At 58.4% G+C, this 19,538-nt stretch carries 23 protein-coding genes; 16 read left to right on the top strand and 7 right to left on the bottom strand.

Annotation, left to right across the window (positions count from 1 at the left end; translation table 11 throughout):
- Positions 1 to 9: 9 nt before the first annotated feature.
- The 6 genes from nifD to nifB form a co-directional block, all read right to left on the bottom strand.
- Positions 10 to 1,473, bottom strand: coding sequence for a nitrogenase molybdenum-iron protein alpha chain (gene nifD / locus ACVWYY_RS08050; protein WP_457440179.1), 1,464 nt, complete (start codon positions 1,471 to 1,473; stop codon positions 10 to 12).
- Positions 1,474 to 1,568: 95 nt separating this feature from the next.
- Positions 1,569 to 2,447: a nitrogenase iron protein gene (gene nifH / locus ACVWYY_RS08045; protein WP_011430651.1), complete on the bottom strand. Its 879-nt coding sequence runs from the start codon at positions 2,445 to 2,447 to the stop codon at positions 1,569 to 1,571.
- A gap of 279 nt (positions 2,448 to 2,726) precedes the next feature.
- Positions 2,727 to 3,638: a Fe-S cluster assembly protein NifU gene (gene nifU / locus ACVWYY_RS08040; protein WP_457440177.1), complete on the bottom strand. Its 912-nt coding sequence runs from the start codon at positions 3,636 to 3,638 to the stop codon at positions 2,727 to 2,729.
- 56 nt (positions 3,639 to 3,694) lie between these two features.
- Positions 3,695 to 4,894, bottom strand: a complete 1,200-nt coding sequence (gene nifS, locus ACVWYY_RS08035) for a cysteine desulfurase NifS (protein ID WP_457388653.1) — start codon at positions 4,892 to 4,894, stop codon at positions 3,695 to 3,697.
- 34 nt (positions 4,895 to 4,928) lie between these two features.
- A complete protein-coding gene (gene fdxB, locus ACVWYY_RS08030) occupies positions 4,929 to 5,222 on the bottom strand; it encodes a ferredoxin III, nif-specific (protein ID WP_011432079.1) in 294 nt (97 codons plus the stop codon).
- Positions 5,223 to 5,247: 25 nt separating this feature from the next.
- On the bottom strand, positions 5,248 to 6,684 hold the full coding sequence (nifB, locus tag ACVWYY_RS08025; protein ID WP_457440175.1) for a nitrogenase cofactor biosynthesis protein NifB: 1,437 nt from the start codon (positions 6,682 to 6,684) through the stop codon (positions 5,248 to 5,250).
- A gap of 771 nt (positions 6,685 to 7,455) precedes the next feature.
- Here nifB and ACVWYY_RS08020 point away from each other — a divergent pair.
- The 14 genes from ACVWYY_RS08020 (at position 7,456) to ACVWYY_RS07955 (ending at position 16,446) form a co-directional block, all read left to right on the top strand.
- Positions 7,456 to 7,749, top strand: a complete 294-nt coding sequence (locus ACVWYY_RS08020; protein WP_099813101.1) for an Asr1405/Asl0597 family protein — start codon at positions 7,456 to 7,458, stop codon at positions 7,747 to 7,749.
- Positions 7,750 to 7,803: 54 nt separating this feature from the next.
- Positions 7,804 to 8,349, top strand: coding sequence for a ferritin-like domain-containing protein (locus ACVWYY_RS08015; protein ID WP_414330307.1), 546 nt, complete (start codon positions 7,804 to 7,806; stop codon positions 8,347 to 8,349).
- Between the two features lie 42 nt (positions 8,350 to 8,391).
- The gene (locus tag ACVWYY_RS08010) at positions 8,392 to 8,616 is read left to right on the top strand and encodes a DUF2949 domain-containing protein (protein WP_011430659.1); all 225 of its coding nucleotides are present in this window, start codon (positions 8,392 to 8,394) and stop codon (positions 8,614 to 8,616) included.
- A 3-nt stretch (positions 8,617 to 8,619) separates the two neighbouring features.
- Entirely contained in the window at positions 8,620 to 8,979 is a 360-nt protein-coding gene (locus ACVWYY_RS08005) for a Mo-dependent nitrogenase C-terminal domain-containing protein (protein ID WP_457440172.1), read from the top strand.
- Positions 8,970 to 10,376, top strand: coding sequence for a nitrogenase iron-molybdenum cofactor biosynthesis protein NifE (gene nifE, locus ACVWYY_RS08000; RefSeq protein ID WP_099887423.1), 1,407 nt, complete (start codon positions 8,970 to 8,972; stop codon positions 10,374 to 10,376). The genes ACVWYY_RS08005 and nifE overlap by 10 nt, the downstream gene beginning before the upstream one ends.
- Positions 10,364 to 11,701, top strand: a complete 1,338-nt coding sequence (nifN, locus tag ACVWYY_RS07995) for a nitrogenase iron-molybdenum cofactor biosynthesis protein NifN (protein WP_457440170.1) — start codon at positions 10,364 to 10,366, stop codon at positions 11,699 to 11,701. The genes nifE and nifN overlap by 13 nt, the downstream gene beginning before the upstream one ends.
- Positions 11,702 to 11,775: 74 nt before the next feature.
- On the top strand, positions 11,776 to 12,195 hold the full coding sequence (gene nifX / locus ACVWYY_RS07990; RefSeq protein WP_011430663.1) for a nitrogen fixation protein NifX: 420 nt from the start codon (positions 11,776 to 11,778) through the stop codon (positions 12,193 to 12,195).
- Positions 12,196 to 12,197: 2 nt separating this feature from the next.
- A complete protein-coding gene (locus ACVWYY_RS07985) occupies positions 12,198 to 12,653 on the top strand; it encodes a NifX-associated nitrogen fixation protein (protein ID WP_457440168.1) in 456 nt (151 codons plus the stop codon).
- A 66-nt stretch (positions 12,654 to 12,719) separates the two neighbouring features.
- Positions 12,720 to 12,983, top strand: coding sequence for a CCE_0567 family metalloprotein (locus ACVWYY_RS07980; RefSeq protein ID WP_414351585.1), 264 nt, complete (start codon positions 12,720 to 12,722; stop codon positions 12,981 to 12,983).
- Positions 12,980 to 13,345: a nitrogenase-stabilizing/protective protein NifW gene (gene nifW / locus ACVWYY_RS07975; protein WP_457440166.1), complete on the top strand. Its 366-nt coding sequence runs from the start codon at positions 12,980 to 12,982 to the stop codon at positions 13,343 to 13,345. Before ACVWYY_RS07980 ends, nifW begins: the two co-directional genes overlap by 4 nt.
- 42 nt (positions 13,346 to 13,387) lie before the next feature.
- Positions 13,388 to 13,687: a 2Fe-2S iron-sulfur cluster-binding protein gene (locus tag ACVWYY_RS07970; RefSeq protein WP_099813376.1), complete on the top strand. Its 300-nt coding sequence runs from the start codon at positions 13,388 to 13,390 to the stop codon at positions 13,685 to 13,687.
- A 28-nt stretch (positions 13,688 to 13,715) separates the two neighbouring features.
- A complete protein-coding gene (locus ACVWYY_RS07965; protein ID WP_457440164.1) occupies positions 13,716 to 14,093 on the top strand; it encodes a ferrous iron transport protein A in 378 nt (125 codons plus the stop codon).
- Positions 14,094 to 14,192: 99 nt separating this feature from the next.
- On the top strand, positions 14,193 to 14,450 hold the full coding sequence (locus ACVWYY_RS07960) for a hypothetical protein (RefSeq protein ID WP_011430669.1): 258 nt from the start codon (positions 14,193 to 14,195) through the stop codon (positions 14,448 to 14,450).
- Positions 14,451 to 14,793: 343 nt separating this feature from the next.
- A complete protein-coding gene (locus tag ACVWYY_RS07955) occupies positions 14,794 to 16,446 on the top strand; it encodes a helix-turn-helix domain-containing protein (RefSeq protein WP_457440162.1) in 1,653 nt (550 codons plus the stop codon).
- Between the two features lie 28 nt (positions 16,447 to 16,474).
- On the opposite strand, the gene ACVWYY_RS07950 is transcribed toward ACVWYY_RS07955, so the two are convergent.
- Positions 16,475 to 16,684, bottom strand: a complete 210-nt coding sequence (locus tag ACVWYY_RS07950; protein WP_011430671.1) for a TOBE domain-containing protein — start codon at positions 16,682 to 16,684, stop codon at positions 16,475 to 16,477.
- 258 nt (positions 16,685 to 16,942) lie between these two features.
- Between ACVWYY_RS07950 and modA the strand changes: the two genes are divergently transcribed.
- Both modA and modB read left to right on the top strand, forming a co-directional pair.
- The gene (gene modA / locus ACVWYY_RS07945; RefSeq protein ID WP_457440159.1) at positions 16,943 to 17,704 is read left to right on the top strand and encodes a molybdate ABC transporter substrate-binding protein; all 762 of its coding nucleotides are present in this window, start codon (positions 16,943 to 16,945) and stop codon (positions 17,702 to 17,704) included.
- 37 nt (positions 17,705 to 17,741) lie between these two features.
- The gene (gene modB / locus ACVWYY_RS07940) at positions 17,742 to 19,538 is read left to right on the top strand and encodes a molybdate ABC transporter permease subunit (protein ID WP_457440157.1); all 1,797 of its coding nucleotides are present in this window, start codon (positions 17,742 to 17,744) and stop codon (positions 19,536 to 19,538) included.

The raw sequence follows: 19,538 nt of genomic DNA, 5'->3' as shown, positions 1-19,538 counted from the left end.
GGCGGCAAGCTAGGATTTCCAGGGGGCTTTGACCAGATCCCAGGTGGGGCTATTCAAAGCTAAATCCATATCGCGGGCGAACACGGCAAAGCCGTCGTAGCCGTGGTAGGGGCCGGAGTAGTCCCAAGAGTGCATCTGGCGGAAGGGCAAAGCCATCTTTTGAAAGACGTACTTCTCCTTGATGCCGGAGGCGATGAGATCTGGCTTCAACCTCTTGGCAAATTCTTCAAACTCGTAGCCGGACACGTCATCGTAGATGAGGGTGCCGTCGTCGATGTACTGGGTGGTGCGCTTGTAGTCGTCGCCGTGGCCGAATTCGTAGCCGGTGGCAATCACCTCCATGCCCAGCTCCCGGAAGGCCGGAATGACGTGGCGGGGCCGCAGTCCGCCCACCATCAGCATCACCCGCTTGCCCTCCAGGCGGGGACGGTACTTGGCAATGATGGCCTCGCTCTGGGGCTGGTACTTGGCGATCACCTGCTCTGCCTTGGCCTGGATGGTCTCGTCAAACCGCTGGGCGATGGCCCGCAGGGATTTGGCAATTTGGGTGGGGCCAAAGAAGTTGAACTCCAGCCAGGGGATCCCGTAGGCTTCCTCCATGTGGCGGCAGATGTAGTTCATGGAGCGGTAGCAGTGGATGAGATTCAGCTTCACCCGAGGGGCAAGCAGCATCTCGTTCCAGGTGCCATCGCCGGAAAACTGGGTCACTACCCGCAGGCCCATCTCCTCCAGCAAAATCCGGGAAGACCAAGCGTCGCCGCCGATGTTGTAGTCCCCAATCAGGGCCACATCATAAGGGCCGGGCTCAAAATTGAGGGATCCCTCCTTGGCTTTCTTGTCGGCAATGGGCAGAACCCAGTCCCGCACTGTATCGTTAGCAATGTGGTGGCCCAGGGACTGGGAAACCCCCCGAAAGCCTTCGCAGCGCACCGGTACCACCGGCTTGCCAATTTCTTTGGAAACTCTCTTGGCCACTGCCTCGATGTCATCCCCGATCAAGCCGACGGGGCATTCGGACTGGATGGTAATGCCTTTGGCCAAGGGGAAGAGTTCGCTGGCTTCTACCAAGAGTTTGGCCAGTTTTTTGTCCCCCCCAAACACCACATCCCGCTCCTGGAAATCGGAGGTGAACTGCATGGTAACGAAGGTGTTCACCCCGGTGATTCCCACGTAGTAATTGCGCCGTCCCGACCAGGAGTAGTAGCCGCAGCCCACGGGGCCGTGGCTGAGGTGGATCATGTCTTTGACCGGCCCCCACACCACCCCCTTGGAACCGGCATAGGCACAGCCGCGAGTGGTCATGACGCCGGGGATGGATTTAATGTTAGATTTTACTCCGCAATCTGCTTTGCCCTCGTCATAGACGTTGAGGTGCTTAGCTCTCTTTTTCTGAGCTTTTTCGGGGTAGGTTTCCAGAACCTCCGTTACGATTTTCCGGGTTTCCTCTTTGAGGGTACTTTTCAGAGTAGTCATGAGAACCTCAGCTATTGGGTGTCATGGATAAAAGCCACAGTGCGAGGGGGGGCTGAGGGAGGAAACCAGCTACCCCCAGCCCGTCTTTTCGGGGATCAGACAGGGGCCAACTCTTTTTCGGTTTTGCCGATGAGGTGGGCGATTTTCTGGTCGTCGTCCAAAACGCCGAACTCTATCAACAACTGCTCCAGCTCATCCATAGAGATGGGGGTGGGGATCCTCAGATCCGTGTTGTTGATGATCTTTTTGGCCAAGGCCCGATACTCGTCAGCTTGGTTGCAGTCGGGGGAGTACTCGATCACCGTCATGCGGCGCAATTCTGCGTGCTGAACCACATTGTCGCGGGGGATGAAATGCAGCATTTTGGTGTTGAGCTTTTCGGCCAGAGCTTCGATCAGCTCGATCTCGCGATCCACCTTGCGGCTGTTGCAGATCAGGCCACCCAAACGCACGCCGCCGGAGTAGGCGTATTTCAGCACGCCGCGGGCGATGTTGTTGGCCGCATACATGGCCATCATTTCGCCAGAGCAAACAATGTAGATCTCTTGGGCCTTGCCCTCCCGGATGGGCATGGCAAAACCGCCGCAGACCACGTCCCCCAGCACGTCGTAGCAGACAAAGTCCAGATCCTCGTAGGCTCCGTTTTCTTCCAAGAAATTGATGGCGGTGATGATGCCTCGTCCGGCACAGCCAACACCAGGCTCGGGGCCACCGGATTCCACGCAGCGCACCCCTCGGTAGCCGGTGAGCACCACTTCTTCCAGCTCCACGTCTTCTACGGATCCCCGCTCCGCCGCCAGGTGAAGGACGGTGGTCTGGGCTTTGCAGTGCAACATGAGGCGGGTGGAATCGGCCTTCGGGTCGCAGCCGACGATCATGATCCGCTGCCCCAATTCGGCCATACCGGCAACGGTATTCTGACAGGTGGTGGATTTGCCGATACCGCCTTTGCCGTAGAATGCAATTTGTCTCATGGTTCAGTTCTCCTAATGAAGACTTGAGGAAAAACTTGAGGGCGACTTAAGGGTTAGAAATCTCCTGCCAATGGGCGCAACTGGTCGCATTAGCGAGACGGGATCCTTACTGCAAAGGATTTCAGCTCGCGGGAAGGCAGCCTTGGATCCTGGGCAGGATCTGGAAGCAAACCGGTTGAACGGTGGGGCTCTCCCGAATCGAGGCAGGAGATGGGGGAAGCGACGGGGAGTAACAGTGGGGCAGATCATAGGGCTCTCAGGCTTATCGAGAATGGGGAACTAGAGGGCATGCACGGTTAAAGTGGGCCACACCTGTTCTTGCAGGCGGGTTTCGATGAGCAACCGCAGGGTGTTTTGCTGGCTGGGGCAGGTGGTGCAGGATCCCTTGAGGCGTACCCACACCTGATCCCCTTCCAGGTCGTACAGCTCCACATCGCCGCCATCGGCCAACAGCAGCGGGCGAACTTCCTCGTCTAGGACGGCCTGAATGCGGGCGATCTTTTGCAAGGTGGTGAGGGGAGAGGGAGCAGCGGGAGAGGGCTCTGTCTGGTTTTGGGAGTTCCCTTTTGAATTTCTTGAATCTTCTGAAGGGGTTGCGTCAGTCTCGGCCAGAACAGCGGCGATCAGGTCTTCAATCTGGGCCAGGCAGGAGCCACAACCGCCGCCCGCTTTGCTGTAGGCTGTTACTTCCTCAACGGAGGTGAGGCGGTTTTCCCGGATCAAGCGGCGGATCTTTTGCTCGCTGACGCCAAAGCAGGAGCAGACCAAAGCGCTGTCATCATCCGTGTGGTCAGGCAGAGGAAGGCCGCGATAGCTGTAGATGGCTGCCTCCAGAGCCTCTTGCCCCATCACCGAGCAGTGCATCTTGGCGGGGGGCAGGCCGCCCAGGTAATCGGCGATTTGGCGGTTGTCGATCTGCAGGGCTTCATCCAGGGTGAGGCCGGTGATTAGCTCCGTCAGAGCCGAGGAAGAGGCAATGGCGCTGGTGCAGCCGAAGGTTTGGAAGCTGGCAGCCAAGATGCGCTCGCTGGCCTCGTCCACCTTTAAGTAGAGCCGCAGGGCATCGCCACAGGTGATGCTGCCCACTTCTCCCACCACCACCCGAACACCAGGCTCGGAGCTGGGATCCATTGCCCCTTGGTTTTTGGGGTGGTAGAAGAGTTCCAAAACTTTTTCGCTGTAGTCCCACATGGCTGGATCCTGAGTTGAGGATGCGAACGGTCGAGGGAAGATGAGTTTGAGGGGGGTCAGCGGTGAGCCAGTTCCCGCTCCTGCTGTTGCAGCCAGTCTTCCGCCTCGTGGCTGAAGGGGGAGATGGCCCGCAAATGCTCGATGATCCCCGGCAAAACCTCCAGCACCCGCTCCACCTCTGCCGGCTGGGTAAAGCGAGAGAGGCTGAAGCGGATTGAGCCGTGCAAAACGGTGTAGGGCAGGCCCATGGCCCGCAGCACATGGGAGGGCTCCAGGGATCCGGAAGTGCAGGCGGAGCCGGAGGAGGCGCAGATGCCGTATTTGTTCAGCCAGAAGAGGATCGCTTCCCCTTCCACGAACTTGAAGCCCAAGTTGGTGGTGTTGGGCAGCCGCTGAGTGGGGTGGCCGTTAACCTGGACATCCGGGATCCGCTGTAGCAAGCCCTGCTCCAAGCGATCCCGCAGCAGCCGCTCATGGGGATCCCCCAGGTGGGCTTGGGCCAGCTCCGCTGCCTTGCCCAGAGCGATGATGCCCGGCACATTTTCCGTCCCGGCGCGGCGGCCTCGCTCCTGATGCCCTCCCAGCAGCAACGGACGGAAGCGCAAGCCCCGCCGCACATAGAGAGCGCCGATCCCCTTGGGGGCATGCAGCTTGTGCCCGGAAAGGGTGAGGAGATCCACCGGCAGGCGCTGCAGATCGAGAGGGATCTTGCCCACCGCCTGCACTGCGTCCACATGGACAACAGCCCCATAGCTGCGAGCCAGGGATCCCACCGCCTCGATGGGGAAAAGCACGCCCGTCTCGTTGTTGGCGGCCATGCAGCTCACCAGGGCAGTATCGCCGGTCAGGGCTGCTTCCAACTCCAGCAAGTCCAGGCAGCCTTGCTCATCCACCGAGAGGTAGGTGACGCGGTAGCCTTGTTTTTCCAGGTGCTTGCAGACGTTGAGCACCGAGGCGTGCTCTACCTGCGTGGTGATGATGTGGCGCTTCTGGGGTTGGGCTGCCAAGGCTGCATAAATGGCCGTGGTGTTGCCTTCGGTGCCGCCACTGGTGAAGACGATCTCCGTCGGGTCGGCTCCCAGAAGGGCTGCCACCTGTTCGCGGGCTTGGTTGAGGGAACGCCCCACCTGGCCGCCAAAACTGTGCATCGAGGAGGGGTTGCCGTAGAAGGTCTGCAAATAGGGCAGCATCGCCTCCAGAACCAGGGGATCCACGGCGGTGGTGGCGTTGTTGTCCAGGTAGATCACGGGGTTCATACAGGCTCCGGTACAAGGTAGGGGTTGGGCAACGTTAAACGGCTTGCGGAGCGTGGGAATGGCACTGCTTTGGGCAAATGCGGGCGCAAGCCTGACAGCCGATGCAGAGGGCGGCATTGAGGATGGTCATCACTTTGCGCTCACTTTCTTCTTCCTCTTCGTTGTCGACAAACTCGCCGTCTTCGTTGAGGGCTCTGAGGGCGAACACACCCCGGCCACAGACTTTGAGGCAACGGCTACAGCCGAGGCAGCGGCTGATATCCAGGCTTTCGATAAACTGTGGGATCCAGGGCAGTCCGCCTTTGGTGAGAGCAGTTACAGTAGCCATGGCCGCGTCTCCAAAAGATGAGGTCTCAAGATCGGGAAGATTTGCTGTCCAGGGCCTGGTTGACCAACCAGGTGCGGTAAAACTTGAGGGCCACCGTTTCAATGAGGTCGTAGTCTTCCACCACTTCGATGCCGGCCTCGCGAATACGCTTCATGGGGCAATCGCCGATCTTGGAGACCAGCACGGCTCGGCAATCCCTGATGAGATCCAGGATTTGCTCTAGGTTGTTGTCCTCCCCGGATCCCCCGTGGCAGTACTGCGGAACCTTGCGGTGGCCGACAAACTGCGCCCCACGGGCGTTGACCTCGTAGATCAAAAACTCCCGTGCATGGCCGAAGTGGCGATTGACCAGGCCGCCGCCTTTGCTGGCTACGGCCACCAGGATGGAGGGGCTGTCGGGAGGCAGGTCGGCTGTCCAGTGGGTTGGGGTTGACTGCTGCTGAGCTTGCAGTTGGGCAATGCTTGCCTGGACCTGGCGGCGTTTTTCGGGGTCGTATTCGGGGGTCATCTGCATAAAGCGCTCCTTGGTAAACTCTTGGCTGCGGTCTTCCCCCAGCAGGCCCACCGCGTCCGCCCGACACTGGCGACAGTGGCGCATCATCCGCATGTTGCCGGAGCACCGATCTTGCAGGGCTTTCAACTCCTGAGGGGTGGGGCCCCGCTGGCCGATAAGGCCGAAGTAGGTGCCGTGTTCAGGCGCCGAGATCAGGGGCATGATGTTGTGCAAGAAAGCCCCTTTCTCCTGGATCACCCGGTTCACTTCCAGCAGGTGGGTGTCGTTGATGCCGGGAATGAGAACGGAGTTGACTTTGCAGAGGATGTCTGCCTCCCGCAGCAGATCCAGGCTTTCCATCTGCCGTTCGTGCAGGATGCGGGCTGCCTCCACCCCTCGAATGCGCTTGCGTCGCCAGCGGATCCAGGGGTAGATCCTGGCCCCGATCTCCGGATCCACCATGTTGATGGTCAGGGTGACGTGGTCAATGTTCAGCCGTTTGATCTCGTCGATGTAGTCCGGCAACATCAGGCCGTTGGTGGAAAGGCAGAGCTTGAGATCCGGAGCTTTCTCGGCAATGCGGGCAAAGGTCTCGAAGGTTTGCTTGGGGTTGGCCAAGGGATCCCCAGGCCCAGCAATGCCCACCACCGTCAGTTGCGGGATCTTGCCGGCAATCACCAGCACTTTGTGGGCGGCTTCCGCCGGGGTAAGCAGCTCGCTGACCACACCGGGCCGGCTCTCGTTGGCACAGTCGAACTTGCGGTTGCAGTAGTTGCACTGGATGTTGCAGGCGGGGGCTACCGCCACGTGCATGCGGGCGTAGTGATGGTGAGCTGCTTCGCTGTAGCAGGGATGGGTGGCGATGCGTTGCTGCAGATGAGGGGGGAGAGCCTGGCGGGGGCTGCTGCTGCAAGCGCAGGCCGATGGGGAAGGGGATCCCTGGCGGGGCGGAGTTGAAAGGGGCGGCATAGTGGGGTCAACCAGGGGATAGAACGTTACTGGCGGTTATATCAACCGCCCTCTGCCCGCTCCGTTGCACTCAGCCCGGTAGAACTGATCGAGTTTATTGGCTTTGTACTCAAGACCTGCAAAGCCTGATGGCAGGCCAAATCCAACTTTTTTTAGGGGTCAAGGGTCTGGTTTTTCAAGGCCGGGGATGCCGTATTTTGACCCAAAGGGGCGGGGGATCCGGCTGTGGGGAGGATCCCCGGAATCCCTGATTCGACAAGGGCTTGGGGCAATGCTTAGGAAATACTAAAAATCTGCTCAGATGCACTCAAGCGCCGCAGCCTCGGCTGCGTTTTGCATCAATTGCTACGATTTAATATCGTATCAGCCCAAAAGTGTATTGAAAATAGCCGTTTGAGTTTGAGGAAAGATCCCCCTGGGGCAAAGTCCTCGCCAAGGAAGTGAAGACTACTGCGGCGGCAGGCCGTCGGACTTTCTTGTTGTGACAGGGGGGATGTACTCGCTCAAATACCCATACCCTTCCCCAAAAATACCGGATCCCTGCGGGCAAAAGACTCAACCCCCTGCCCTCAGAAAAACTTTTTTTGCCCTCTGGGCCAAGCTTCCAGGGTTTGAGTACATCGGCAATAACTCAATCAATCCTGATCGCCCGCTGCCAAGCCTGAGCCCCTGCAGCCGCTTGCTATAAGCGGGGGATATAAGCGGGGGAACAGAAACCCAACGGTTCTGCCCTCTGCTGAGACTCCCTCCTGCTTCCCAACCGGTGAGCTTATGTCCCCCCTTGTTTCTCCCCCACCGAAAACGGCTGAAGTGCTGCAGGTGCCCCGTTGCGATCGCTGGCGGATTCTCTACCGTCTGCAGGAGCTGGATTTGACCTGTGGCTGTACCCCGACCGGCCAACTGTGGGTGATGATTCGCACCCCCACCGAAGCCCTCCTCGTCCACAGTGTGCTCCGCCTTTTCACCCTCAACCGCTCTGGCTGGCTGAGTTGGTTGGATCGCTGCTGGTCTCTCCAGACCTGGGATCCCCCTGAGAGATCTGCAGGAGGGGATGACCACCCCTGAACCTCTGCCGTTTGCCTTCTTGCTTCTCCTGTTCACCTCGTTTTGGTAGCGCCAATGAGCACTCCATCCCCCTCGACTCACTCCTTCCAACAAGTCCGAGACAACCCCGTTCATCTGGGACGTGAGATCACGGTTCCCATCTGCGAGGGCCTCAACCTAGTTTGGGCCAGTCTTCAGGGGCTGTATTTGCAGTATCTGAAGCACCATCTGGTTGTCGAAGGAGCAGAGTTCTACTCAATTCACCAATTTTTCAACGAAAGTCTACAGGAAGTTCAGAACCACGCCCATGAGGTGGGGGAGCGCCTGAACGGCCTGGGTGGGATCCCGGCCTCCAGCTTTGCCAAGCTGGCGGAGCTGTGCTGCTTCAGCCCAGAAGGGGACGATGCGTTGGCCGTGCGGCCCATGCTGGAAGCGGATTTGCGGGCCGAGCAAAGCCTAATCGATCTGCTGCGTCGCCAGGCGGCTCTGGCGGAAAGTGTTGGGGATCGCGCCACCCGTCACCTCTACGAGCAGATTTTGCTGCGGACGGAAGAACGGGCCTTTCACCTGGCCCACTTTCTGGCTGCCGACAGCTTGGTTTTGGGCTTGTCCCCATCCTAGCTTGCCCATCTACGCCCACCCCTCGTTTTGGGAGACTCTGCCATGCTTACCCCCGATCGGGCGCCGCTGCTGCAGTTTTTGCAAGTTGAGCTTGGGATCCCGGAATCCGCCCTCACCTTCGCCCTGAAACGGCATGGGTGTGAACAGGGCCCTTTGCCCATGATTCTTTGGCATTACGGGCTGATTTCCTTGGAGCAACTGGAGCAGATTTTTGAATGGTGTGCTCCCCCTCCTCTTGTTACCAATTCTACCCATTCGGAGGTTTAAGCCATGACTTATCCCTACCCTTCTCTTCCCTTTCCCAGAGTCGGCAACCCTTTGGGATGGCTCGGCCTGGTTTTTAACCCAATTTTCAGATCTGCCCTGCAGTGGCCGCGCCGCTGGCTCAACAGCATTGAAATTCGCGGATCCCGGCAGGCCCGTTGGATTTGTCGTTTGATCCCGGCTTCCTGTCCCTTTGAGCGGGATATCCGACTGGGATCCCGCACCGTTCACATTCCGGCCCTCTGTCGCATCAACCCCCTCTACGAGGAGATCATCGCCCTGCGGCTACGGGCGGCGGCTTATCTGGCCGAAGCTGCGGCTCAACCCCAGCCCCCTTCTTCTCAGGAGATCCCATCATGCCCTTGATCAGCCGGACTAAAGTGGCGGAGCTGCTCAACGAGACCGCCTGCGAGCACAACCACAAGAAAGACGGCAAAGGCAAAAACAAAGTCTGTGCCGAGCAAGCCAAGCCGGGAGGAGCGCAGGGAGGCTGTGCCTTTGACGGGGCTTCGATTGCCCTGGTGCCGATCGCCGATGCCGCCCATCTAGTACATGGACCGATCGCCTGCAGCGGCAACTCTTGGGGGACGCGGGGCAGCCTCTCTTCTGGCCCCCAGCTTTATCGGGTGGGCTTCACCACCGATCTGAGCGAGAACGAGATCATCTTCGGGGGGGAGGAAAAGCTGTTCCAGGCCATCCTTGACTTGCAGGCCAAATACCAGCCTGCCGCCATTTTTGTCTATCTCACTTGTGTAACTGCCCTCATTGGCGACGATGTGGAGGCCGTGTGTCAGCGGGCCAGCCGCCAGCTTGGGATCCCGGTCATTCCGGTGAATGCGCCCGGCTTTGTGGGCAGCAAAAACCTAGGCAACCGTCTGGCCGGAGAAGCGCTGCTGGACTATGTTATCGGCACCGCCTCCCCGGAGTACACCACTCCCCGCGACATTAACCTCATCGGCGAGTACAACATTGCCGGCGAGCTGTGGGATGTCTTGCCTCTGTTTGACGAGCTGGGGATCCGCATCTTGGCCAAGATCACCGGCGATGGCCGCTACCACGAGATCTGTACCGCCCACCGGGCCAAGCTGAACGTTCTCATCTGCGCTAAAGCCTTGCTCAATGTGGGCCGCAAGATGCAGGAGCGCTACGGGATCCCCTACATCGAGGCTTCCTTTTACGGGCTGCAGGAGATGAACCACTGCCTAAGGGCCATTGCCCAAGGGCTGAAGGATCCCGAACTGCAGGAGCGTACCGAGGCCCTCATCGAGCGGGAAACTCGCGCCACCGAGGCGGCTTTGGCCCCCTACCGGCAGCGGCTGGCGGGCAAACGAGTTGTCCTTTATACCGGCGGGGTGAAAAGTTGGTCGATCATCTCCGCCGCTCGAGATCTGGGGATGCAGGTAACGGCCACCAGCACCCGCAAAAGCACCGAAGAAGACAAAGCCCGCATCCGCGAGCTGCTTGGCCAGGATGGCATTCTCTTGGACAAGGGCAGCCCGCAAGAGCTGCTCAAGGTGGTGGAGCGCACGAAAGCGGACTTGCTCATCGCCGGCGGACGCAACCAGTACACCGCCCTCAAGGCCCGCATCCCCTTTCTGGACATCAACCAGGAGCGGCACCATGCCTATGCCGGCTATCGCGGCCTGGTGAACTTGGCGCGGGAAATCGATGCTGCCCTCCACAGTCCCATTTGGGAGCAGTTGCGACGGCCTGCCCCCTGGGAGACCTCAGCAGCAAAGGAGGTGGGAGGATGGCCCAGTTGATTCAAGAACGCAAGCCCCTCAGCGTCAACCCCCTCAAACTCAGCGCTCCGCTGGGAGCGGCCCTGGCCTTTCTGGGGATCAAGGGCTGTCTGCCGCTCTTCCACGGTTCCCAAGGCTGTACGGCCTTTGCCAAAGCGCTGCTGGTACGCCATTTCCGCGAGGCCATTCCCATGTCCACCACTGCCATGTCCGAGGTGGACACCATCTTGGGAGGCGAGGAGAATGTCGAAGCTGCCATCCTCACCTTGGTGGAGAAGGCCCAGCCGGAGCTGATTGGTCTTCTGACCACCGGCCTCACGGAAACCCGCGGGGACGATATGCCGCGCATCCTGCGGGAGCTGCGCCGGCGCCAGCCGCAATTGCAGGATCTGCCCATCGTGTTGGCCTCTACGCCTGACTTTAAAGGATCCCTGCAGGACGGCTATGCCATCGCCGTCAACAGCTTGGTCAGCACCCTGCCGGAATCGCCGTCGGGATCCGTCCGCCCTGCCCAGGTAACGGTGCTGTGCGGGCCTGCCCTCACCCCTGCCGACGCCCAGGAGATCAAAGAAATGGCGGAGGCTTTTGGCCTAGAGCCGATCCTGGTGCCGGATCCCGCGGGTTCCCTGGACGGACACTTGGGCACCGGCTTTAGGGCGACCCCAGACGGCGGCACCACCCTTGAGCAATTGCGCCAGCTCGGGCGTTCCGGCCTCACCATAGCTGTCGGCGAGAGCATGCGCCCTGCCGCTCAGATCCTGGCCCAGCGCTTTGGCACCCCCTATCGGGTTTTCCCCCACCTGACCGGTCTCAAGGCTGTGGATCCCTTTTTGGCAACCTTGGCCGATCACAGCCAGCAGCCGGTGCCCTCTCGCTACCGCCGCCAGCGCAGCCAGGTTCAAGATGCCCTCCTGGATTGCCACTTTTTCTTCGGCAACCAGCGGATTGCCTTGGCCCTAGAAGCCGATCTGCTCTGGGGGTGGGTGGACTGGCTGCTGGATATGGGCTGTCAGATCCAGGCGGCCATCAGTCCCACACCGGATCCCCACTTGACCACCCTTCCCATTGAGGCAGTGCGGGTGGGAGATCTGGGGGATCTGGAGGAGCTAGCACCCGGGGCTGACCTGCTGGTGGGCAACTCCCACGTGGCGCGCCTGGGCAAGCGGCTGGGGATCCCGGTGCATCGGATGGGGATCCCCATCTTCGACCGGCTGGGGGCCAACCACCTCTGTCAGGTGGGCTATCGCGGCACCCTATCCCAACTGTTTGCCGTCGGCAACCTGCTGATGGAGCAGGAGGAAGCCCGTCACCCCAGCCCACCCCAGGTTTCTAGGCAGGGATTCTAAGGGATCCAGAGCTTCGAGCTAGATCCCCCTAGCTCCCCTAAACCCTCAAGTTCACGGTTCTAAGGAGAACGCCTATGCAAGTGGCCTTTACAACCCGCGACGGCAAGCACGTCAATGCCCACTTTGGCTGGGCCAACCAGATCGACCTCTACGAAGTCACCCCCGAAGGCTACCGATTTTGTAAGACCCTCACCTTTGGGGGCAACTTGGAGGCAGATGGCAACGAGGACAAGCTGGTGCCCAAGCTGCAGGCTTTGGCCGATGTCACCCTCATCTACGTGGCTGCCATTGGCAGCAGTGCCGCCGCCCGCCTGATCAACCGCCGCATCACCCCCATCAAAGTGCAGTCGGAAGAAGAATCCATCGAGAGCTTGCTGCAGCGCCTGGTATCCACCCTGCACAACCCTCCCCCCTGGCTGCGCAAAGTGCTCTTGGCCGAGCGCGCCCGCAAAGCCGAAGCCCCAAATCCCTCTACTTCCCCTGCGGAGGTTTAGCCATGACGGTTACCCCTCTTTCCCCCTCGACCAGCCCCATCCTGCAGGAGATCGTCCGCCAGCTGCGGGCGGCGGATCCCTACGGCACCTACCGCACCTGGAGTGATGAGTTGCTGCTCAAGCCCTTTGTCGTCACCAAAGCCCAGAAGCGCCAAATATCCCTGGAAGGGGAGGTGGATCCGGCAGTGCGGAGCCGCATCCTCATCTACTACCGCGCCATTGCCGCCCTGATCGAAAAGGAGACGGGCCTCCTGGCTCAGGTGGTGCTGGATCTCAACAGCGAAGGCTTTGGTTGGGTGCTGGTCTTCTCGGGGCGGCTGTTGTTGGTGGTCAACACCCTGCGAGACGCCCATCGCTTCGGTTTCGAGTCTCTCGAACAGCTCACTGAAAAAGCTACTGCCCTTATCGACAAAGGGATCCAACTGGCCCGAACCTACCCTGAGGTGGGCCAACTGTAGCCGCTTGTCTCCGTCCCGGCAGCCATTTTTTCTTCTTTTTCTTCAGTAATTAGGAGTGCCTTGCCCATGTTGAATGAGAGTGACGTTGAGAATGTTGTGAACGACCTGGCTTTCGAGCCCTTCGAACACCTCTCTGCCGACCAGCTCCGCAGCGAGATCAAGCGCCTAAACAGCAAAGCAGGCCAACTGAAAATGGATCTGCACGATCTGGCCGAGGGGCTACCCGACGGGTTCGAGCGACTCCCCGACTTGGCAGCCCGCACCTATGCCCTGTTTGCCCGGCTGCACACCCTCAGACAACGCTTGAAAACCCTGGAGACCTGCCGATGAGTTGGAACCACAACCGCCGTTGGAAAGACTTCCAAGCCCTAGTCAATGCCGAGGATTATTTCGCTTTTTTCGAGCTCCCCTACGATCCGCGGGTGGTCAATGTAAATCGCTTGCATATCTTACGCAAATTTGCTCAGTATCTGGCTCCTCTGGAGCACTTCCAGGGCAGCGAAGAAGAGCGATTGGAGCAAGCTCGGCAAGCGCTGGAAAAAGCGTATCAAACCTTTCTCACTTCTACCCCGCAGCAGGAGAAGCTATTCCGAGTCTTTCAAGACTACGGTTGTCCAGATGCTGTCGGCGGCTGTGCCGGCTGCAGCTCTTTGGGAGAGCGGGGCGAATGCAGCCCTGGGATCCCTGCCTAAGATCTCTTGTTTACCCCTCGTCAGCTCTCTGGAGACTCCATCATGGCTACCTACACAGTTCACTTGGTTAACCCAAAACGACGGCTCGACACCTATATCTCAGTAGATGAAGATTCGACCATCCTAGAAGCGGCTGAGGATCAAGATGTGGATTTGCCCTCTTCCTGCCGCTCCGGTAGTTGTTCCTCTTGCGTGGCCAAAGTGGTAGAAGGAGAAGTCGATCAATCGGAGCAAACCTTTCTGGATGAGGAGCAAATAGCCAAAGGATTTGTGCTGCTCTGCGTGGCTAAACCTCGCTCCAATTGTACGATTCGCACTCACCAGGAAGCTTACTTGGTTTGATAGATCGCTGCTTCCAAGCTGCTCGCAAATGGACTCGGGCAAGGCTCAAATGGCCTCTTCTAAGATTAGGGATCCCTATATGTTGGCACCGCCCACCGTCCCTAAGATCTCAATAACCATATCTCCTCTCCAACTCATGAAGGTTGGAGAAGAAGGTCGCATCTACCAACTGCGCGGATCCGAAGCTGCTTGCGCCCAATTGCAGCAAATGGGTCTCACTCCAGGTACCTATCTCCAGGTTGTCCAACGTCACCCTGAGTGGATCCTACTCCTACCCAGTGGCCAACTTTCCCTTCCTGCTCATTTAGCTAAACCCATCTGGGTTTACATGGATCCCCGTTGCACCCTAGCGCCTCCCCAAGAACCGAATAAGAAAACAATCTTAAATTTGCCAAGAGCCTTCTAAAATGTAGTCTATTTACCCAATTTTTAACCTGTAATGAGGGACACTCAAAGTAAGGGAAGCTCATCTCTTCATAACCTATCTTGATTTGGGAGCAAAGCCATGAACACCTGTTTGTTGCACCTGGGCTCCATCCTTAAAGCTGCTGAAGAGCTTAGCCTTGTGGAAAAGCCATTTCCCAAGTTGCAACACATTCAACTCTGCACAGGGCTCAGCCCAGAGGAAATCGTGCGGGCGCTGGAGCTAGAACCCAATCCCTTGGGTTGGCATCTGGAGCCAAGCCACAACCTGGCCGATGAATCGGCGTATTGGGTGGGCGGACGACCTTGTGTCGGCTTGGTTATTGAGCGTTTCGCCTGACACTTGTTGCAGTTCGGATCCCTAAAAGGCTCTCAAGGGGGGAGGAGTAGCCTGCAAAGCCATCTCAAAAGTTCACTGCAAACATTAGAAGTTAAGAGAAAACAAAGCTTTCCAGAAGGTTCACCCTAGACCAAATCTCCCTGGCCTGCCGGGGATCTTTTGAGGTATCGTTCAATCCAGTTCACGAATTGAGCTTAGGAAACAGACCTTAAACTAAGGTCTCTCGCCGGGCTGACACGGCTTTGCGAGGAAGGTCTCCATGGCCGGGTTTAGGGTTTTGCAGATGCGATAGCAGGCGTGAACAAAGGAGAGCTACAGGGAAACGTTATGGAGTTTGAGGGCTATGGCTTATCAAATCTCAGGGGATTGTATCGGTTGCCACGCTTGCGTAGATAGCTGTCCTACAAAAGCTATCGTTGTCCAGGATGGGGAATACTGGATTAATCCTCTGTTGTGCAATGACTGCGAAGGTTTCTTCCCAGAACCTCAGTGCGTTAGCCTGTGTCCCGGTTCTGCCCCGCAGCCTTATGAAGCCATGAAGGGGCGCAACCGCACGGTCACGGCCCGCATTCGCAGCAGTCCACCTCTATTTTTGAACGGCCATAGCCAGGCTTTTGCTTCGTCAATTGTGGTCTGGGAAGCTTGCAATTTCCTATCTCAATTTCAATCTCTCAATCTGCAAAAGCAGGGAGATAACCAGGTTTGCTATCAAAAATCTGTTGGCCACAACCAGGGATCTCTGACCCTAACTCTATGTTTGGACGGGATCCCACAAAGTGCTCCGATCGATGTGCGAACTGCCTGTTTGCATCTTATTTTCGCTGCCTATGCCGCCGGGTTGGATAGCCCCTGGAAGGAATCCTTTGTTTTCACCGACTCACAATTGGAGTCCTATTTGGGCTGGGATAAACGTAAAGATCTGAGCAAGATGACCCGTCTCCACCTGTTCATGACCTGGATAGAGCAGCTCTGTCGGATTCAAGTCTCCATCGATTGGCCGGATCAGGGGCGGGTGAAGGGGTTTTCGGTACCGGCTGGCCCTCTGTGGAGGCTGCTCAAGATGCATCGCCACTTTCAAAAAGATGAGCAGGGCTGCAACCATCTGGTGGGCCTGACTTGGGCGATTCAGCCCGGCGAATGGACACGGTACTTTCTCAATCGACAAGGGTGCCGCCAGGGGCAAGCCTTTTATCAGTACAGCAGCCTGCCCCTATCCCTGCTGCAGGCCGTGATGAGCCATTGGCAACACCATGAAGGAGCCATGCGCCTGCTGCTGTGGCTGTTGTTCAAAGTGAGGATGGGGCGGCAACAGCGTCTGACGGTGCCCACCCTGATGCGAGTGGCCTACGGGGAAGAGCGACTGCAGGAAGCTTATCTCAATCTCCAAGAACGCAAACGGCTGGTGCGCACCTTTGAAAGCGATCTGGAGGTTCTCAACCACTACGGCCTCAAGCCGGAGTTCGATCCCCTCACCTATCCTTCTTCCATTCAACCCCTGTGGGCTCGCCTGGAAGCTGTGCCCGAGGATGCGGACGAGGCATTGAACTTTTGGATTGAAGATGCCAACAACGGTGGCTTGCTGACGGCTGCCGGGCCGCGGGGCAAGTGGGGACTCTTGATGCAGGCTCGCATTCAACGATTTCATCTGCCCTCCGACTGGCATCGTCAAGCAGTTCAAGAAGCCAGATCCCCGACCCGAGAATCGGGATCCCGGCAGCGGCGTAGGGCAAAGTCTGCGCCTGCTGCAACAGCCTCTGATCTCCCTTGCCATCCCGAAGACCCAAAAGACTTCCCCTCAAGCAAAGCTTTGCGTGGAGCGGATATCTCGGCGGCACGCCAGCAAAAGGGAATCAGCCAGCGGGAATTGGCCCAGAGGCTGGGGCGCAGCCAGAGCTGGGTGCGGGATGTAGAGAATGGGCGGCTTCAGATCAGCCTAAACGATCGCCAGCGCCTTATCAAAGCCCTGTATTTAGATCCCAGGCAACAGCAAGTCTAGGCCAGTCACTCAATTTGCTAATCCACCACTAATCCACGGCGATGACCACATCTGAGGCTTTAATGGCAGCATACGCTTCTTTTCCAACTGCTATACCCAACCGTTCGGCAGAGTGCTTAGAAATAATGGCTGTTATTTCTATGCCTGGTGCAACTTCCAGAACAATTTCGGCATTGACCATGCCCACCTGGAAGCTTTTTACAGTTCCTTTAAAAAAGTTGCGAGTGCTGATTTGCATGACTTCTCCTTTGTTGAACAAGCAGAGCAACAGGGGTGTTGACCGAACTGAACAAGAGAGGAGCTTGCCGGATGGTCATTCAACACCGGTTTCAATACTATCAGATGCTTATCGTTGCCTCTGGGGAGGAATGGCTGCCGATAGTCTAGGTGTGTATCTACAGATACAAATTACAACCCAATTCCGACAGTCAAAAGCACCGAACCATTGGCGGATTTTCCTGTTCTGAGAGTTGTCACGGGTCAAAGAAAAATGGCTATGAAACGAAGAACTGCAATGTTATTCCTAGGGATCCTGGCCGCCCTGGCTTTGAGGTGGGGGTCGGCTCCCGGCTTGGCACAATCTCAGCCCATTTTGGTGGGGGCTGCGGTGAGCTTGCAACCGGCTTTAACGGAAATCGACCGGTTGTTCACCGCCCGCTATCCCGACATCAAGGTTGAGTACAACTTCGCCAATTCCGGCTCTCTCCAGCAACAGGTGGAGCAGGGGGCTCCTTTGGACGTGGTATTTTTCGCAGCCGCCTCTTTTATGGACGCCCTTGCCAAGCAAAACCTGCTGGTGGCAGGATCCCGGCGAGATCTTCTCAGCAACCGCATGGCTTTAATTGTGCCTGCCAATGCCAGAACCAAGGTTCAGGATTTTGCCGACTTGGTGGCGGAAGAGATCCGGGTTCTGTCCATTGGGGATCTGCAGGCCATGCCCGCCGGACGCTACGCCCAGGAAATTCTCACCCAAGCAGGGGTGTTTGAGACGCTGCGGCCCAAGATGGTGTTTGCCAGCACGGTGCGGGAAATCTTGACGGCGGTAGAACAGGGCAATGCTGACGCTGGGATCCTGTTTACCTCGGATGCTCAGCTTTCAAATCGGGTGCGAGTAGTGGCTACGGCGGATCCCATTACGCCAATTATCTACCCGGTGGCCTTGGTGCGCGATACTCCCGCCGGACGGTCTTACTTGGAGTTTTTGACCTCAGGGGAAGCGGCAGAGGTGTTTGTGAAGTACGGCTTTATCCGCCTGTGAGGGATCCCTCTGCAATGGCGCGGATGAGTTACTCCAAATGAGCGACTACGACCTATCCCCGCTTTGGATCTCCCTACGGATTGCCGGCTTGGCCACGGGCATCACCTTTGGGGTGGGGACGCTGGCGGCTTACGGGATGTTGCACTACCGAGGTCGCTGGCGCTCTCTCATCGAGGCCCTCTTGTTGGCGCCGCTGGTGTTGCCGCCCACCATGGTGGGCTTCCTGTTGCTGCTGCTGTTTGGCCGGAGAACCCTTCTGGGACAACTTTTGGCCTCGCTGAACTTGTCGGTCATCTTCACCTGGTATGCCGGGGTGATCACGGCAGCGGTGGTGGCCCTGCCCCTGATGTACCGCACGGCCCTGGGAGCTTTCCAGCAGATCGACCCGACGCTGGTGGCGGCAGCCCGCACCCTGGGAGTAAGTAGGGCCAAGATTTTTACGCGGGTGCTGATCCCACTGGCCTTGCCGGGGATCCTAGCGGGGGTTACCCTCAGTTTTGCTCGCGCTCTGGGGGAGTTTGGCGCCACCTTGATGCTGGCAGGCAATATCCCGGGCCGCACGCAAACCCTATCCATGGCCATCTTCTTTGCCGTTCAGGCGGGGGATATGCGGGGGGCGGCCATCAGCTCGGCCCTGGTCTTGGGGTTGTCCTTGGGGGTGATGACGGCAGTTAACCTTTGGTTTCAGCGACAGCCTCTGCAGCAGCTTCCCCCTCGCCCCCTGCGGGTTCTGGCCAGAAGGGATCTGGATTTCTCAACTCCGGCCCCCCGCCTCTGGGTGGACATTGACAAGAAGCTGCCCCAATTTGAGCTGCAGGCGCAACTGAGCTGCGACGGGCGACCCCTGGGCTTGCTGGGGGCCTCTGGATCCGGCAAAAGCCTGCTTTTGCGCTGCATTGCCGGGATCGAAACCCCGGATGGTGGGCGCATTTTGCTCAACGAGCGGGCGTTGTTTGACGCCGAACAGGGGATCCGGCTGCCTCCGGCTCAGCGGCGGGTGGGGGTGATCTTCCAAAACTACGCTCTGTTTCCCCACCTCACCGTTGCCCAGAACATTGCCTTTGGGATCCCTGCGGGCTTGAGCGAAGCGGAAAAACAGGAGCGGATCCAGGCCCAGCTCCAGTTGGTCAAGCTGAAGGGCTGGGAAAACCGCTATCCCACGGAGCTCTCCGGAGGACAGCAGCAGCGGGTGGCCCTGGCGCGAGCCTTGGCTTCTGAGCCGGAGATCTTGCTGCTGGATGAGCCTTTTTCTGCTTTGGATGCCCACCTGCGCAGCCAACTGGAGCAGGAGATGGGGGAAATCCTAGCGGGCTACAAGGGAGTCACGCTTTTGGTAACCCACAACATTGAGGAAGCCTTCCGCCTCTGCGGGGATCTGGCTGTAATGGAGCAGGGGCGAATCATTGCCCAGGGGGACAAGCGTCAGCTATTTGAGGCTCCCCCCTGCCTTAGTGTGGCGCAACTGACGGGTTGCAAAAACATCTCGCGGGCCAAGCTCCTGGGCCCTCAACGGGTGCTGGCCTTGGATTGGGGCTGTGAGCTGCAGGTACAGGGATCCCCAGCGGGAGAATCGGGAGAATACATCGCCATCCGCGCCCACCACCTCACCTTCAGGCCCGACGGGAAGCTGCCCAACACGTTTCCGGCTTGGCTGGTGAAGTGGAGCGAGACCCCCCACCGACTGACTCTCTTCTTTAGGCTGGGCGGTCCTCCTGCCCACCGCCAGGACTATCACCTGCAAGCTGAGGTGTGGCGGGAGCGCTGGCGCGAGGTGGAAGGTTGGGGATCCCCCTGGTGGCTACAGTTGGATCCCCGGCATCTGATGGTGTTTTGA

The sequence above is a fragment of the Thermostichus sp. MS-CIW-34 genome, from assembly GCF_054060435.1.
This window is presented reverse-complemented; position numbering and strand designations above follow the sequence as displayed.

Excerpts from the sequence above, each read along its gene's own strand:
- nifD (WP_457440179.1), bottom strand. The coding sequence starts at position 1,473 with ATGACTACTCTGAAAAGTACCCTCAAAGAGGAAACCCGGAAAATCGTA.
- nifH (WP_011430651.1), bottom strand. The coding sequence starts at position 2,447 with ATGAGACAAATTGCATTCTACGGCAAAGGCGGTATCGGCAAATCCACC.
- nifU (WP_457440177.1), bottom strand. The coding sequence starts at position 3,638 with ATGTGGGACTACAGCGAAAAAGTTTTGGAACTCTTCTACCACCCCAAA.
- nifS (WP_457388653.1), bottom strand. The coding sequence starts at position 4,894 with ATGAACCCCGTGATCTACCTGGACAACAACGCCACCACCGCCGTGGAT.
- fdxB (WP_011432079.1), bottom strand. The coding sequence starts at position 5,222 with ATGGCTACTGTAACTGCTCTCACCAAAGGCGGACTGCCCTGGATCCCA.
- nifB (WP_457440175.1), bottom strand. The coding sequence starts at position 6,684 with ATGCCGCCCCTTTCAACTCCGCCCCGCCAGGGATCCCCTTCCCCATCG.
- ACVWYY_RS08020 (WP_099813101.1), top strand. The coding sequence starts at position 7,456 with ATGTCCCCCCTTGTTTCTCCCCCACCGAAAACGGCTGAAGTGCTGCAG.
- ACVWYY_RS08015 (WP_414330307.1), top strand. The coding sequence starts at position 7,804 with ATGAGCACTCCATCCCCCTCGACTCACTCCTTCCAACAAGTCCGAGAC.
- ACVWYY_RS08010 (WP_011430659.1), top strand. The coding sequence starts at position 8,392 with ATGCTTACCCCCGATCGGGCGCCGCTGCTGCAGTTTTTGCAAGTTGAG.
- ACVWYY_RS08005 (WP_457440172.1), top strand. The coding sequence starts at position 8,620 with ATGACTTATCCCTACCCTTCTCTTCCCTTTCCCAGAGTCGGCAACCCT.
- nifE (WP_099887423.1), top strand. The coding sequence starts at position 8,970 with ATGCCCTTGATCAGCCGGACTAAAGTGGCGGAGCTGCTCAACGAGACC.
- nifN (WP_457440170.1), top strand. The coding sequence starts at position 10,364 with ATGGCCCAGTTGATTCAAGAACGCAAGCCCCTCAGCGTCAACCCCCTC.
- nifX (WP_011430663.1), top strand. The coding sequence starts at position 11,776 with ATGCAAGTGGCCTTTACAACCCGCGACGGCAAGCACGTCAATGCCCAC.
- ACVWYY_RS07985 (WP_457440168.1), top strand. The coding sequence starts at position 12,198 with ATGACGGTTACCCCTCTTTCCCCCTCGACCAGCCCCATCCTGCAGGAG.
- ACVWYY_RS07980 (WP_414351585.1), top strand. The coding sequence starts at position 12,720 with ATGTTGAATGAGAGTGACGTTGAGAATGTTGTGAACGACCTGGCTTTC.
- nifW (WP_457440166.1), top strand. The coding sequence starts at position 12,980 with ATGAGTTGGAACCACAACCGCCGTTGGAAAGACTTCCAAGCCCTAGTC.
- ACVWYY_RS07970 (WP_099813376.1), top strand. The coding sequence starts at position 13,388 with ATGGCTACCTACACAGTTCACTTGGTTAACCCAAAACGACGGCTCGAC.
- ACVWYY_RS07965 (WP_457440164.1), top strand. The coding sequence starts at position 13,716 with ATGGACTCGGGCAAGGCTCAAATGGCCTCTTCTAAGATTAGGGATCCC.
- ACVWYY_RS07960 (WP_011430669.1), top strand. The coding sequence starts at position 14,193 with ATGAACACCTGTTTGTTGCACCTGGGCTCCATCCTTAAAGCTGCTGAA.
- ACVWYY_RS07955 (WP_457440162.1), top strand. The coding sequence starts at position 14,794 with ATGGCTTATCAAATCTCAGGGGATTGTATCGGTTGCCACGCTTGCGTA.
- ACVWYY_RS07950 (WP_011430671.1), bottom strand. The coding sequence starts at position 16,684 with ATGCAAATCAGCACTCGCAACTTTTTTAAAGGAACTGTAAAAAGCTTC.
- modA (WP_457440159.1), top strand. The coding sequence starts at position 16,943 with ATGAAACGAAGAACTGCAATGTTATTCCTAGGGATCCTGGCCGCCCTG.
- modB (WP_457440157.1), top strand. The coding sequence starts at position 17,742 with ATGAGCGACTACGACCTATCCCCGCTTTGGATCTCCCTACGGATTGCC.